The sequence below is a fragment of the Lentimicrobiaceae bacterium genome (assembly GCA_023227965.1).
GTDB lineage: Bacteria > Bacteroidota > Bacteroidia > Bacteroidales > JALOCA01 > JALOCA01.
Genome location: JALOCA010000004.1, coordinates 1 through 14,230, shown reverse-complemented (window position 1 = coordinate 14,230; position 14,230 = coordinate 1). Strand labels below are relative to the sequence as shown.

Annotated in this window: 12 protein-coding genes and 1 rRNA gene; 6 read left to right on the top strand and 7 right to left on the bottom strand. The window is 39.4% G+C overall.

The features are described from left to right. Positions 1 to 14 precede the first annotated feature (14 nt). Positions 15 to 152, top strand: coding sequence for a hypothetical protein (locus M0R21_02250; GenBank protein MCK9616634.1), 138 nt, complete (start codon positions 15 to 17; stop codon positions 150 to 152). Positions 153 to 333: 181 nt separating this feature from the next. Here the strand turns inward: M0R21_02250 and M0R21_02245 are convergent, their stop codons facing one another. Next, positions 334 to 993, bottom strand: a complete 660-nt coding sequence (locus M0R21_02245) for a CoA pyrophosphatase (GenBank protein ID MCK9616633.1) — start codon at positions 991 to 993, stop codon at positions 334 to 336. Positions 994 to 1,004: 11 nt separating this feature from the next. After that, complete coding sequence (gene tsaD, locus M0R21_02240) at positions 1,005 to 2,024, bottom strand: tRNA (adenosine(37)-N6)-threonylcarbamoyltransferase complex transferase subunit TsaD (GenBank protein MCK9616632.1); 1,020 nt, start codon at positions 2,022 to 2,024, stop codon at positions 1,005 to 1,007. A gap of 69 nt (positions 2,025 to 2,093) precedes the next feature. Between tsaD and M0R21_02235 the strand changes: the two genes are divergently transcribed. After that, positions 2,094 to 6,527 (top strand): translocation/assembly module TamB domain-containing protein, encoded by a 4,434-nt coding sequence (locus M0R21_02235; protein MCK9616631.1) that lies wholly within the window; start codon positions 2,094 to 2,096, stop codon positions 6,525 to 6,527. A gap of 68 nt (positions 6,528 to 6,595) precedes the next feature. Beyond that, complete coding sequence (locus tag M0R21_02230; GenBank protein MCK9616630.1) at positions 6,596 to 6,889, top strand: DUF2007 domain-containing protein; 294 nt, start codon at positions 6,596 to 6,598, stop codon at positions 6,887 to 6,889. 51 nt (positions 6,890 to 6,940) lie between these two features. Here the strand turns inward: M0R21_02230 and M0R21_02225 are convergent, their stop codons facing one another. The 4 genes from M0R21_02225 to tig form a co-directional block, all read right to left on the bottom strand. Next, complete coding sequence (locus M0R21_02225) at positions 6,941 to 7,549, bottom strand: DUF4294 domain-containing protein (protein MCK9616629.1); 609 nt, start codon at positions 7,547 to 7,549, stop codon at positions 6,941 to 6,943. Positions 7,550 to 7,638: 89 nt separating this feature from the next. Then, the gene (gene clpX / locus M0R21_02220; GenBank protein ID MCK9616628.1) at positions 7,639 to 8,874 is read right to left on the bottom strand and encodes an ATP-dependent Clp protease ATP-binding subunit ClpX; all 1,236 of its coding nucleotides are present in this window, start codon (positions 8,872 to 8,874) and stop codon (positions 7,639 to 7,641) included. Between the two features lies 1 nt (position 8,875). Beyond that, positions 8,876 to 9,550: an ATP-dependent Clp endopeptidase proteolytic subunit ClpP gene (gene clpP, locus M0R21_02215; GenBank protein ID MCK9616627.1), complete on the bottom strand. Its 675-nt coding sequence runs from the start codon at positions 9,548 to 9,550 to the stop codon at positions 8,876 to 8,878. A gap of 19 nt (positions 9,551 to 9,569) precedes the next feature. Continuing rightward, the gene (gene tig, locus M0R21_02210; GenBank protein ID MCK9616626.1) at positions 9,570 to 10,922 is read right to left on the bottom strand and encodes a trigger factor; all 1,353 of its coding nucleotides are present in this window, start codon (positions 10,920 to 10,922) and stop codon (positions 9,570 to 9,572) included. A 306-nt stretch (positions 10,923 to 11,228) separates the two neighbouring features. On the opposite strand from tig, the gene M0R21_02205 reads away from it, so the two are divergent. Continuing rightward, positions 11,229 to 12,683, top strand: a complete 1,455-nt coding sequence (locus tag M0R21_02205; GenBank protein ID MCK9616625.1) for an aminoacyl-histidine dipeptidase — start codon at positions 11,229 to 11,231, stop codon at positions 12,681 to 12,683. Between the two features lie 62 nt (positions 12,684 to 12,745). Here the strand turns inward: M0R21_02205 and M0R21_02200 are convergent, their stop codons facing one another. Beyond that, positions 12,746 to 13,342 (bottom strand): hypothetical protein, encoded by a 597-nt coding sequence (locus M0R21_02200; GenBank protein MCK9616624.1) that lies wholly within the window; start codon positions 13,340 to 13,342, stop codon positions 12,746 to 12,748. A gap of 328 nt (positions 13,343 to 13,670) precedes the next feature. Between M0R21_02200 and M0R21_02195 the strand changes: the two genes are divergently transcribed. Then, positions 13,671 to 13,907: a hypothetical protein gene (locus tag M0R21_02195; protein ID MCK9616623.1), complete on the top strand. Its 237-nt coding sequence runs from the start codon at positions 13,671 to 13,673 to the stop codon at positions 13,905 to 13,907. 28 nt (positions 13,908 to 13,935) lie between these two features. Beyond that, a 16S ribosomal RNA gene (locus tag M0R21_02190) occupies positions 13,936 to 14,230 on the top strand; the annotation flags it as partial.

Genomic DNA, 14,230 nt, shown 5'->3' with positions numbered 1-14,230 from the left:
TTTATCGGGTTGAAATGAAAGATATGCAGCACAAAACAAAAATACACTGGCAGAAAAATATGGCATTTGATGCCCGGGTAAACGGACATATCATCCGTATGGATGCCGACGAAACCGGTGGGCGGCAACTCGCCCTAAACTCTTGCTTTTAGCAGCCGTTGGAGGATGTTCAGGCATGGACGTGGTTTTTCTACTTGCAAAGATGAAAATCGTTCCCGATGATTTCAGTATGGAAATTACGGAAAAAGTTACAGAAACACATCCTGAAGTGTATGAGAAAATTCAGATTGCCTGCAGTTTTGAAGGCGAAAACAGCCAAGATAAACTATACAATCAACATTCTCTGATAGCTGTAAGGAATTCACTTAAAATCATTGCGGTCGCTCCCCAAATAATGGTGTTGTTTACCTTAAAACAGGGAGCCTCAAATGTAACTCCCGACTTGAAAGAGAAAGATTGTATGCTCAGATTAGCGTCGTCAAGAAGGTGTATAAGATTAACTTCAAGAAGTTTTTCTACTTCTTTTTTATCGGTTACAAATTGTGGTTTTACGGAAGAAAATGCAACAAAAGGCTGTACCCTGAAATAACTTGGAGGAATGTACAATTGGGTAAGCTGCCCAATGACGGTGCATTTTTCAACATCAATACCAATTTCTTCCACACTTTCCCTGATGGCAGTCTGCTCAAGCCCTGAATCATATTTTTCTGTTTTTCCTCCCGGAAGAGAAACCTGACCGCTATGAGGTCCATTATAAACAGGACGTTGAATTAGTGGAATATACAAGGAACCTTCGTCGGGATACAGCAACAGCAATACAGCACTATCGCGCAACAACAAATATTGATCCAAAGCAACAATATCTTTTATACGATGGGCTGGAGCCATTTTTATCTGGGCGGCTTTACCCGGCAATGGCTTTTGCAGGCGAAGATGCAACCTATGGATAAAAGTATTGAAAGTTGAACTGGTCATTGTTACTGAAATATCCATCTGGTAGATTTTTACAGTTTGCTTCGCGAATATGGTTTCGATTTCAGTGAACCAAAGTTATTTTTGAGGTATTTGTAATAGCCGGTAACGGCAATCATGGCTGCATTGTCGGTAGTAAATGCAAAATCAGGAATAAAAACCTCCCATCCTGCATTTTCCTGCTTTTCAAGCATGGCTTTACGCAATGCCGAATTGGCTGAAACACCTCCGGCAACAGCCACGCGCTGAATTCCGGTAATTTTTACGACTTCCTGCAATTTCTCCATTAATATTTGAATTATCGTATGCTGTAATGATGCACACAAATCATTTTTGTTCTCCTCAATAAATTGGGGATTTATTTTCAGGTTATCGCGAATAAAATACAGAAAAGAAGTTTTTAAACCGCTGAAACTGAAATTCAATAAAGGTATTGAAGGTTTGGGAAACCTAAAAGCGTTAGGATTTCCATTCGTAGCCAGTGTATCAATCAAAGGACCTCCGGGATAGGGGAGTCCCATAATTTTTGCTGCTTTATCAAAAGCTTCCCCGGCAGCATCGTCAATCGTTTGTCCAATAATTTGCATTTTAAAATAATCGTCAACACGGACAATCTGGGTATGCCCTCCCGATACGATAAGGCAGAGAAAGGGGAAAGCGGGAACTTTTTCAGGTGTGTTAGGATTTTGAATAAAATGTGCGAGCACATGGGCTTGGAGGTGGTCGGCTTCCAACAGCGGAATACCTAGCCCGAATGCAAAAGCTTTGGCAAAAGAAATTCCTACCAGCAGTGAGCCTAAAAGTCCTGGACCTTGGGTAAATGCAACAGCATGCAATTGTTCCTTACTGATTCCGGATAAATGAAGTGCCTGGTGGATTACCGGGATGATATTTTGTTGGTGTGCCCTCGAAGCCAGTTCGGGTACTACTCCGCCAAATTTGCGATGGATTTCCTGACTGGCAATACAATTGGACAAAACTACGTTATTGCAAAGTACGGCAGCAGAAGTATCGTCGCAGGAGGATTCTATTCCTAAAATGTAAATGTGCACCGTTTTTATTTTATTTTTGTAAAAATCAAAATCAGCGGCAAAGTTATCAAAAAAAAGCTTCTTAAAATATTGATTAAAACACTGCTCGGAATACTATTATTCTTTGTAGTACTCGTGGGGTTGCTTCAGGTTCCGAAAGTACAAACCTACCTGGCATCCCGTACTGCTACCTTTCTTTCTGCCCGTTTGCATACACAGATTTCCATTGGGGAACTGAGCGTTACCGGATTCAGAAAAGTAAAACTTAAAAATGTATTAATTATTGATTTGCATAAAGATACACTTCTTGCTTCTCAGAGTATAAGCCTAAAAATAGGTAACGTATCTATTAGAACACGCCATCTGAAAATCAGGAAGATTGTGATTGATCATGCCGGTTTCAGTTTGATAAAATATAAAGATGAAGAATACCTTAACCTCCAGTTTCTGATTGATTTTTTTTCTTCAGGTACAAAACCTACAACTTCTGAAACCAAGGCAGCCAAACCCTGGAAAATAAGTTGCGATGCAATTGATATTAAAGGTTCAAAATTTGAATACTACAATCAAAGCAAAAAATCGGGCTATCCCGGGATGAATTATGAGCATCTCGCAATCACGCATCTTAACCTTTCAGCCGACCATTTGAGCGTAGTTGGAGATACCATTTCGGGCGACATTCTGCATTTAAGCTGTCGCGAACGTTGTGGCTTTACACTGGAACATTTATCGGCAAAAGCCAGGGTAAGTTCAAGGGAAATTTTTACGCAAAACCTTGTAATAAAGACTCCTGATTCGGATTTATTACTTGACTTATCCTTTTCATATCCTAATTACTACGCATTTAATTATTTTGTTGATAGTGTGAAAATTAATTCTACTATCTTTCCTTCAGATTTAAATTTGAATGATATTGCATACTTTGCCCCTGCAATGAAAGGTATGGATAATACTCTTTCGCTTGAAGGTATAGTAAAGGGAGAAGTCAGCAATCTGAAAACCAAGAATTTTTTGTTCGGCATGGGGGAAACTACCCGGTTTAAGGGAAATATTTCAATGACAGGTTTGCCCAACATAAAAGAAACATTTATCCATTGTGCCATTGATGATTTCTATACAAATGTTGCCGATCTGCAAAAATTTAAACTCCCGGGCGAAAATAATACCCTTGCTATTCCTGAAAAACTGCTTGCTTTTGGTGATTTGGAAATTAAAGGATTGTTTACGGGTTTTTATAACGATTTTGTTTCGAATGCAGTTTTTAATACCGAACTGGGAAAGCTGTCAACGGATATTTCGGTAAAAAATAATCTTGCACTTCGCACCCTTTCGTACAACGGGCAATTAACTGCCAAAAGTTTCGATTTGGGAACATTAATGTCGGCAAAGGAATACTTTGGAAAATTAAATACCCACCTGGAGCTGGAAGGATCAGGGGTAACTACTGAAAATTTAAATATTACGATGAATGGTACTATTGATTCTCTTAATTTTAAAGGGTTAAATTACAGCAATATCATAGTAAAAGGAGATTTTATAAACCGAAAATTCAATGGAGTGCTGAATGTTGACGATAAAAATATCGGTTTCGACTTTACCGGGCTGGTTGACTTTAATGATACTTTGCCGGTATTTAATTTTGTTTCCAATATACAACACGCGAAGCTCAATAAGTTACAGCTTACACAACGCGATAGCCTTTCGGAACTAAATACAAGCATGGCATGTAATTTCAGGGGAAATACTATTGATAATCTTCAGGGAGAACTGCGTTTCGACAATACAAGTTATACCGAGAACGGGAAAATCTACCATATGGAGCACCTCGGGCTGAAAACGGAAAATATCAGGGACAACAACCGTACACTTGTTTTGGCTTCCGATTTTGTTGATGCTACCTTCAGCGGAAAATTTACTTTCCTGAATTTTTACCGCTCATTCAATTCGATATTGAACCATTATCTCCCTTCGGTAATTTTACGTTCGGATACTCTTACCGATGCCAGTTCGAAACAAAATTTTGTTTATTATATCCTTCTCAAAAATACCTCGGCTCTCAGCGAATTATTTTTACCTCAGTTAATCGTAACCCCACAGACAAAATTTGAAGGGACTTACGATTCGCAGAACGAAGAACTAAGCATAAACGGAAGCGCCAAGGAAATAGTGCTGAACGGTATTAAATTCCGGAACTGGACACTTAACGGGAAGAGCAAGAAAAAGGAATTTATTGTAAATACTGGTTGTAAATACCTTGTACTGAAAGAACCTCAAAGGGATGACTCTCTTTCGCTGGGGCTCGACAGCTTGTACCTGGAGGCAGAAATATATGGCGACAGTATTAACTACCGGATAAACTGGGACGATTATACCCATATCAACAGGAATAAAGGACAACTGTCAGGGTATGCAAATTTTACCCGTTATCCCCAGGTGTTACTCAGGATAATGCATGGGGAAATGTTGATTAATGATTCGCTGTGGACAGTTGCCCCTGATAATATTGTTATGGTTGATTCCAATTCCATTAATTTTTACAATCTTACCTGTAAAAGTAAGAGCCAGTCGCTGGGCATAAACGGTATTATCTCTCCTGATCCTTTGGACAGGCTGAATATTTCTATTCATGATTTCAATATTGATTATTTAGATTTTATAACAGGCAGGTCAAAACTTGATATTGACGGTATTTTAGATGGAAATGTAGCCCTTACCGATGTGTATCATGCTACCGGCTTGCTTTGTAATGTGAAACTACGGAAATTTTGTTTCAGTAAAGAAGAACTGGGTGACCTGATGCTGAATTCAAGCTGGGATAATGAGCAAAAAACATTGGATATTAATGCAACGATAGAATATACCGGAAATGTTGGCATTAGTTACCCGCTTACCTGCAAAGGCACGTACACACCCGGGAAATCTGCCGAAAACCTGAATCTTGATATTAATCTAAAAAATTTAAAGGTAAAAACCTTAACACCCTTTGTAAAGGGAATTTTTTCTGACCTGAAAGGCTATGCCAGCGGCGATTTCCGGTTAAAGGGTACGACGGAAAAACCGGAACTGACAGGTAAGCTCCACTTAATGCGTTCTGAGTTCAGGGTGGACTACCTGAACGTATTGTATTCTTTTGCACATGATGTAAACTTTGATAATAACAGAATTTGGTTTAATGATTTGGTTATAAACGACACGTTGGGAAATACAGGTGTTTGCAGCGGAAAAATTTTGCATGATAATTTTGCAAATTTTCGCCTCGATTTATTGGTAAAGACGAAAAAGTTAGCCGGACTGCATACTGAGTATTACCACAACAGCCAATTTTACGGCAATGCCTTTGTGGGTGGTGATGTTGCAATAACCGGCCCGGTAAATAATATCAGTATTTCGGTGAAGGTAGCTTCTGAAAAGAATACCGAACTTTTTATCCCGGTAAATTTAACTGCAGATGTTTCGGAGAACAACTTTATTAGGTTTGTTAATGCTTCCGATACGGTACAAATTTCTGAATTTACGCCTGAGATTACCGGTGTCAACCTGGATATGGATGTGAATGTTACACCCGATGCCGGGATTAAGATATCTCTTCCGATGCAAATGGGCAATATCAGCGTAACAGGAAGTGGAAATTTGAAAATGGGAGTGAACCCGGCAGGTGATTTCAGAATTTTTGGCGATTATACCATGAATGAGGGTACTTACCAGTTTAGCCTACAAAATATGATTAACCGGCAATTTTCTATCGAAAAAGGTGGCATGATAAAATGGAACGGCGATCCTGCTGATGCCAATATCAATCTGAGTGCCGTTTATTCTCTTAAAGCCTCCCTGAGCGGTTTGCCTATTGATTCTTCTCTGATAGCTCAACGCATTCCGGTAGATTGTATATTGATTCTGAAAAATAAACTTACCAATCCTGATATCAGCTTTCGTATTCGTTTGCCTAATTCTGACGAACAAATTGCCCAGCAGGTGTTCAATGTGATTGATACTACCGACCAGGTGGAAATGAACAAGCAAATGATTTCACTGCTGGTTTTAAATAGTTTTAGTTACAGCGCCATGAGTTCTTCTATTGCATCCAGTGTCGGCTCTTCCGGTTTTGAACTGCTGTCGAATCAGTTTAGCAACTGGCTTTCGCAAATCAGCAAGGACTTTGATATTGGGGTGAATTACCACCCTGGCGATAAAATATCGTCGGAACAACTTGAACTGGCGCTTTCTACACAGTTATTCAACAACCGGGTGCTGATAGACGGAAACTTTGGAGTAAACGGAACCCAAAACTACCAGGGAGCTACTTCGAATAACAACAATGCTATTATTGGTGATGTGAACGTAGAGGTGAAAATTACCAAGGACGGCAGGTTGAGGGCAAAAGCTTACAATAAATCGAATGCTTACGATTTGTTTAACGATAACTCGCTATACACGCAGGGGGTAGGTATTTTTTACCGCAAAGAATTTGATCGCCTGGGTGACCTGTTTCGCAGGAAAAAAAGTAAGCTGCCCGAAAAGATCTAAAATACACTCGGTAAGGTAAGAAATGTTTTACTTAAACAAAACCGGGATGCAATTTATCAGAATAAAAAGTGAATAAAGTAAACAGAATAAAACTTATGGAAGAAGAAATCAGGGCTGTAGAAGTTTTTGCCGGAACGGCATGGGAAGCCGGCTTGGTAAAAAGCTTGCTGGAAAATGCGGAAGTACAAGCGTTCCTGCTGGATGAAATAAGGGGAACACTGGCTCCCTGGCACATAGCTCCGGGTGGGGCAGGTGCCGTAAAAGTGGTTGTATCAAGTGTTGATTACGAAAAAGCAGTTCAGGTGGTAGCCGATTTTGAAGACAACCAGAACCAGAACTCGGTTCTGGATGAAGAGCTGTAAGGTTGCGGTAAAAAATAAAAATCTTTAATTTCAACCGCAACTTAAAACTCCTTAAATCTGTCCGTTTTCAATCATCAGCACAATGAGTTCGATATTGCTGTCTTCACCGTAAGGGTCGTAGGGTTCTTTTAAGTTGTAACCGAATATCCTGGCAAAACTCTGCCAGAAAAAGGCAGAAAACCACCCCCGGAATTCGTCAACGATTGCATAGGAAGTGTTACCCGTTTCGCGGTCAATGAGTTTAAGAAGAATTTTTCCCTGCGAAAAAGTGAGTTTCTCCAGTTCGGGGCCAAACTGTTTTTTAAGGTCGGCTTCCACCTGTTTCATCAGGCGTTTCTTCTCTTTGTCGTTTTTCACTTTCAGCAACATCTCGTTGTATTCTTTATACCGTATCCCGGCTAATTTGGCGTAAGGATATACCTTTTTGACGTTACGTACTAATTTGTCGTACCTTTTTTCGGCATGGCGGTTGGCAAATTTGGAATGGGCGTAAATTTTTACTTCCGGCAAGCCAATATAGGGAACGGTATCACCATTGATGATAACAGCCGCCACCCTGTACAGTTTAATTTTTGTTACAGTATCACTTTTGTGGGTTCCCTGTGAGTTTGCGCAGTAGGCGGAAATGAGAAAAAATAATATGAAAATAACTTTTTTCATTGGTTTAGCATCCAATGTTATAATCAACAATTGTGCCGTGAAAATGTTGGTTGTTTATTACAACGCTGAAAAGAACACAGTATTGCCTGTCAGGCTACCTTAAGGAGGTTAAGCTGTGATTTTTCAATTTTTTCGCGGGCATATCCGGTTGAAATATGAAATTTTTTAGTACTCTTTTTTGATGGCAGGTCGAACATGGCATCGGTCATGATATTTTCGATGATGGAGCGCAAGCCGCGGGCACCCAGTTTGAATTCTACGGCTTTATCTACGATAAAATCAAGGACATCGTCATCAAACGATAGTTTGATGCCATCCATGTCGAACAGCTTGATATATTGTTTTACAAGTGCATTTTTAGGTTCGGTGAGTATCTGCCGTAAAGCCGATTTTTCGAGAGGGTTCAGGTGAGAGATTACCGGGAAACGCCCAACAATTTCAGGAATAAGTCCGAAACTTCGCAAATCTTGTGGGGCAATGTATTGGATAAGATTGTTTTTATCCAGAGCTTGCCGTTCTTTATCGGCTTTGTAGCCGATGATATTGGTTTGCAAACGTCCGGCAATTTTTCTGTCAATACCATCGAAAGCACCTCCGGCAATGAAAAGGATATTCTGGGTGTTAATGCTTATCATTTTTTGTTCGGGGTGCTTTCTTCCCCCATGGGGAGGCACGCTGACAACTGACCCTTCGAGCAGTTTTAGCAATGCCTGTTGAACACCTTCACCCGAAACATCGCGGGTAATGGACGGATTATCGCTTTTGCGCGATATTTTGTCAATTTCATCAATAAATACAATTCCTTTTTCGGCTGCAGGCACATTAAAATCGGCTGCCTGTAGCAGGCGCGAAAGAATGGTTTCCACGTCTTCGCCCACGTAACCGGCTTCGGTAAGCACGGTGGCATCGGCAATGGCAAAAGGGACATTCAGCATTTTAGCTATGGTACGTGCAAGCAGGGTTTTCCCTGTACCCGTTTCGCCAGCAAGGATAATATTCGATTTTTCTATTTCTACTTCGTGTCCGTCGCGGTCGTAAGGCTGGCTGATACGTTTGAAATGGTTGTAAACGGCTACTGAGAGTACTTTTTTGGCTTCTTCCTGCCCAATAACATATTGATCGAGATATTTTTTTATTTCGGCGGGCTTACGCAAATCGGTTTGCGAAAAGGAATTCTTGTTGAGCGAGGGCAATTCTTCTTTCAGAATAATATTGGCTTGTTCTATACAAACATCGCATATAAAGGCATTTAAGCCGGTAATAAGCATTTGCACTTCGGTTTTATTTCTTCCGCAAAAAGAACAACGTTCAACAGTTTTTGCCATTTTATTTTTTGTTTTTGATAAGTACTTCGTCAATCATTCCGTATTCGCGGGCTTCTTCGGCAGTCATCCAGAAGTCACGGTCGGCATCCTGCCATATTTTTTCGTACGGTTGTTTGGAGTGCAGGGCAATGATTTCGTACAATTCTTTTTTTGTTTTTTGAATTTCACGGGCAGTGATTTCGATATCAGAAGCCTGACCTTCAGCTCCTCCCATGGGTTGGTGGATGAGGATGCGTGAATGCCTTAGTGCGGTACGTTTGCCTTCTGTGCCTGCGCAGAGCAGAATGGCTCCCATTGAAGCTGCCATTCCCGTACAGATAGTTGCAATATCGGGAGAGATGTATTGCATGGTATCGTAAATACCCAATCCGGCATGTACCGAACCGCCGGGAGAATTCAGATAAATCTGAATATCGCGCTTTGAATCCACCGATTCAAGGAAAAGTAATTGTGCCTGAATGATGTTTGCAACAGTATCGTCAATAGGGACGCCAAGGAAAATAATACGATCCATCATCAATCTTGAGAATACATCCATCGTGGCGATATTGAGTTGCCGTTCTTCGATGATGGTAGGGGAAATGTAACTTCCGGTGATAGAAGTAAACTTATCTAAAGTTATACTGCTGATACCCTGGTGTTTGATGGCAAATCTGCGAAATTCATTGTTTTGCATATTTTACAGGTATTTAATATTAATGGTGATGGTTAATTACCATTTCGTAAAAATCGGAATACGAAATTTCTTTGATCAGAACAGTAAAATTTTCTTTGAAAAATATGTTCATCTTTTCGTCGTATATCTTGTCGTTGATGCGTTTGCTTTGTTCTTCATTTTCAAGGATAGAGTCGGCAATGCGATCGAGAGCCTGCAATTGTTCCGGTGTTTCTTCGGTATCCGTCCTTTTGAAAATGGCTTTCACATACTCGCGCATATCCTCTTGTGTAACTTCGATGCTATTGCCTTTTAATATTTTGTTTTCAATAAGCTGCCAGCGAAGGCTTTCGGCATAGCTGGGGTACTGTTGTTCGAGTTGCTCCTGTGTTATTTTTCCTTCATTGATTTCAAGAAGCCATTGCTGAAGAAATGCATCGGGAAGCGGAAGTTGGGTTTTTTCCAATAACACGTCTTTCACATCGTGTAAAAATTTCCCTTCGCTTTCATTAACAAGCTGACTGCTCATATCTTGTTTTACCCTTTCGCGAAATTGTTCTTCGGTTTGGGGTGTATCAGTTGCAAAGATTTTTCCAAATAATTCCGTATTCAGTTCTGCGGGCTGGTTGTGTTTGATAGTTTCAGGAGTCAATGAAAAATAAACCGGAAGGGTTTCAATTTTATTCTTTTCAACACCAAGGATATAAGTAAGCTCAAACTCTTCGAAAGCTTTTTTAATTTCAACAATTATTTTTTCACCTTTTTTTAATCCGATTATTTTTTCTTTAATGGAATTATCTTTTATCCTGCTGGTAATAAAGGCACTTGAATGTGCAATTCCGTTTTCAACATCGTTTCCATCCTTATCGGTTTCAGCAAAATGTGCGGTAATAATATCATTGTCGGCAACTACTTCCGATTCAGTTTGCGTACCATTCTGATTACAAATGTCCTGAACTTGTTTGTCAAGGTCGGAATCAGTAATATTTATGTGATAATAAGGAACTTCAATCTCTTTTCCGAAAGCAATATTCATAGAAGGAGCTATACCCAGATCGAAAACAAAAGTAAAGTCTTTTTGTTCGTCCCAGTTTATTGCCGGGCTTTTTTCTGTATTGGCTACGGGATGACCTAAAATATCAATAGCATTGTCTTTAAGATAGTTCGTTAATGCTTCGGAAGCGATTTTGTTTACTTCTTCGGCAACTACGGCTTTTCCATACATACGATTAATCATTCCGAAAGGTACATTCCCTGGTCTGAAACCCGGAATATTGGCTTTTTTCTGGTAATCTTTCAGAAGTTTGTTAACATTTTCCTTATAATCGGTTTCAGGAATAAAAACGGTAATAGAAGCTGTAAGTTCGCCTGTGTTTTCAAGTTGAATATTCATCAAAATACTTTTTATAAATAATTGAATTTATGATTTTTAAACTAAAAAGGGTTTAGTCTGAAAAATTGCAGCAAAGGTATCAAAATTATTATGCAAAATAATAAGTTTGAATGATTTCATTTTAGTAAGTATTAATGCCCCCGAATGGGTTTCAGGATGGAAAAAACACATAACATCTTGTTTGTAACATATATAAATAGAATTTTAAATAAGAATCGTGTTGTTTTTGTTGGGAAGTTATTTTCTGGAACCAGGTATTTGAATTTCTCAAATTTTTTTAAGTTTGCCGCAAATAAAAAAAGGGACATGACTAACGATATACTTACATTACAACCGGATTCGCTCTGGTTCTTTTTCAACGAAATCTGTAAAATTCCCCGTCCATCAAAAAAGGAAGAAAAAATTGCAGAATATCTCATTACATTTGGGGAAAAGAGAAATCTATTCACTGTAAAAGATGCAACGGGCAATATTATTATTCGCAAACCGGCAACTCCCGGGCTTGAAAAGAAAAAATCCGTTATTCTGCAAAGCCATATTGATATGGTGTGTGAAAAAAACGACGGTACTGTTCATGATTTTGACAGGGATCCCATTCAGCCCTATATTGATGGCGAATGGGTTAAAGCAAAAGGAACTACACTGGGTGCCGACGATGGCATAGGCATAGCCGCTCAGCTTGCATTGCTAGCAGCAACCGATATTGAGCACGGACCCATCGAATGTGTGTTTACTGTGGATGAAGAAACCGGACTTACAGGGGCTTTCGGGCTCGATGCCCGCAATTTGAACAGCAAAATACTGTTAAACCTCGATTCGGAAGACGAAGGTGAATTATTTATAGGCTGTGCCGGGGGAATTGACACCGTTGCTAAATTGCCAATTAAGTTGGCTCAGGTACCTTCGGATGTAGATACCTATATAATTAAGGTGTCGGGTTTATTGGGAGGACATTCTGGCGACGATATCAATAAAGGCAGGGGTAATGCTAATAAAATACTTGCCCGTCTGTTGTTTGAAGGAACGAAACGGGGATTGCGGTTAAGCGATTTCGATGGGGGAAATCTGAGAAATGCCATTGCCAGAGAAGCGCAGGCGCTGGTAACTTTGCCTAAAGATAAGTCCTTGCTTTTCCTTTCGTTTGTGAAAAATTTCGAAAATAGTATCAAAACTGAATACAGGATAACAGAACCGGGGCTTGCAATCAGTTGCCTTCCTACAGTACCTCCATCCGGTATTTTTGATGAAATTACGCAGCAAACGCTAATACATACATTACTTGCCTGCCCGCACGGCGTGATTACCATGTCGGCTGATATCCCTGATTTTGTGGAAACCTCTACAAATCTTGCCTCAGTAAAATGTAAGAATAATCATATAGAAATTACTACCAGTCAACGGAGTTCTGTGGAAAGTGCCAAAATGTATGTGGCATCCATGGTAGAGAGTGTTTTTGTATTGGCGGGCGCGGTGTTTACTCATTCCGATGGTTATCCCGGATGGACTCCGAACCCCGATAGCGAAATACTGGAAATAACACGTACTGCTTATGAATCATTATTTAAGGTAACCCCCAAAGTTTTAGCTATACATGCAGGACTTGAATGTGGTTTAATAGGGGAAAAAATTCAGGGGATGGATATGGTATCCTATGGACCTACTATCAAGGGAGCACATTCTCCCGACGAAAGTTTGCATATCCCCAGTGTACAGCGTTTCTGGAATCTAACCTTGGAAATATTAAAACGTATTCCTGAATAGTTTTTGTAGTTACAATTGTTTCAAGAAAGCCGTAAATCTCATGATTATGGCTTTCTTGATATTTATAAATCTACCGAAAACCCAATCCGTATGATGGGGTTATCGTAAGGAGAATACTGCGATTCGAGAAAGTTCCATAATACAACAATATCAAAGCTTGTTTTATCAGAAATATATTGCCTGTAGCCTCCTCCGGCAAGCAAAGATGGAACATAACGGGTTTCTCTGGCTTTGGAGATGGTATTGCCATTATCGTAAAAATCGTCAAACGAAAGCCAGAGCATTTCGTATTCTAAATTGGCAAATACCTCTGGTATAACAAAGTAACGGGCAAATACACTTCCTCCAATGATATTGCCTGTATAGGAAAGCCATTTTGCGCGATAAGGATCATAAAAGGCTTTTTTGTACTGATAATACTTATAGGTTGCGGAAATTCCTGCGTGAAAATTTTCGATTACTTTATATCCACAAAGCGGAGAAATATCAATAAATGTTTGATCGCCAAACTGAAATCCGATATTTCCACCTGTAAACCACCTGTTATCCTTCGCAGAAAGTGCACTGTTGGGGAGAGGAGGTTGTGCATATACGTAATGACAAAATACTAAGATGCTGCAAAACAGTGCTTTTTGAATTATATAACGCAATCGTACCATAATATAACCTGAATAAAAAATTATTACTGTAAAAGTAAAACAAAAGATAATACTCTCGCACATAAAGTAAAAAGAGTAAAAATGACAGATAGTTAAAATACAGATATATACGTTTTTTAATATGTAAAAAAGTCAAAAACCAGACGGAAAGAAACAGAGATTGTAAAATTATTTTTCAATCAAATGAATTCATTTTAAACGGTTTCAAAGAAATATTACAGGGAGAGAAATAAATGGTTTGTTTTATTCGAAAATATAGTTCTATATTTGCACCCGCTTTAGACGAAAGGTTCTTTATAAAAATGTTCAAAAATTTTTTCAGATAAATTTGGAGGAGATAAAAAATGTTTTACTTTTGCAGCCCCAAACGTTGATTGAAAAAAGAGATAAAAAAATAATTAAAAAAAATTTTTCAAAAAAGCTTGCAGGATTAAAAAAAGTATTAATTTTGCACTCCCTTTCGGAAGAAACAACGGGAGGAGAAAACAGAAAAAAGTTCTTTGAAAATAATGAGAAGCCAAGTAGCAAATATCCTCGAATTCCAGAGAGAATTAAGAGTGAGTAAATCTTGAGACATTAAAGATCAACTTTTTACAATGGAGAGTTTGATCCTGGCTCAGGATGAACGCTAGCGGCAGGCTTAATACATGCAAGTCGAACGGGATTCCGGGTAGCAATATCTGGATGAGAGTGGCGCACGGGTGCGTAACGCGTATGCAACCTACCTTCAACCGGGACACAACTCGCCGAAAGGCGGGCTAATATCCCATAACATTCCGAAAGGACATCCTTTTGGGATTAAAGCTCCGGCGGTTTTAGATGGGCATGCGTGACATTAGTTTGTTGGTGAGGTAACGGCTCACCAAGACTATGATGTCTAGGGGTTCT

Coding starts and splice junctions, on each gene's coding strand:
- M0R21_02250 (MCK9616634.1), top strand. CDS start 15: ATGAAAGATATGCAGCACAAAACAAAAATACACTGGCAGAAAAATATG.
- M0R21_02245 (MCK9616633.1), bottom strand. CDS start 993: ATGGATATTTCAGTAACAATGACCAGTTCAACTTTCAATACTTTTATC.
- M0R21_02225 (MCK9616629.1), bottom strand. CDS start 7,549: ATGAAAAAAGTTATTTTCATATTATTTTTTCTCATTTCCGCCTACTGC.
- clpX (MCK9616628.1), bottom strand. CDS start 8,874: ATGGCAAAAACTGTTGAACGTTGTTCTTTTTGCGGAAGAAATAAAACC.
- clpP (MCK9616627.1), bottom strand. CDS start 9,550: ATGCAAAACAATGAATTTCGCAGATTTGCCATCAAACACCAGGGTATC.
- tig (MCK9616626.1), bottom strand. CDS start 10,922: ATGAATATTCAACTTGAAAACACAGGCGAACTTACAGCTTCTATTACC.
- M0R21_02205 (MCK9616625.1), top strand. CDS start 11,229: ATGACTAACGATATACTTACATTACAACCGGATTCGCTCTGGTTCTTT.
- M0R21_02200 (MCK9616624.1), bottom strand. CDS start 13,342: ATGGTACGATTGCGTTATATAATTCAAAAAGCACTGTTTTGCAGCATC.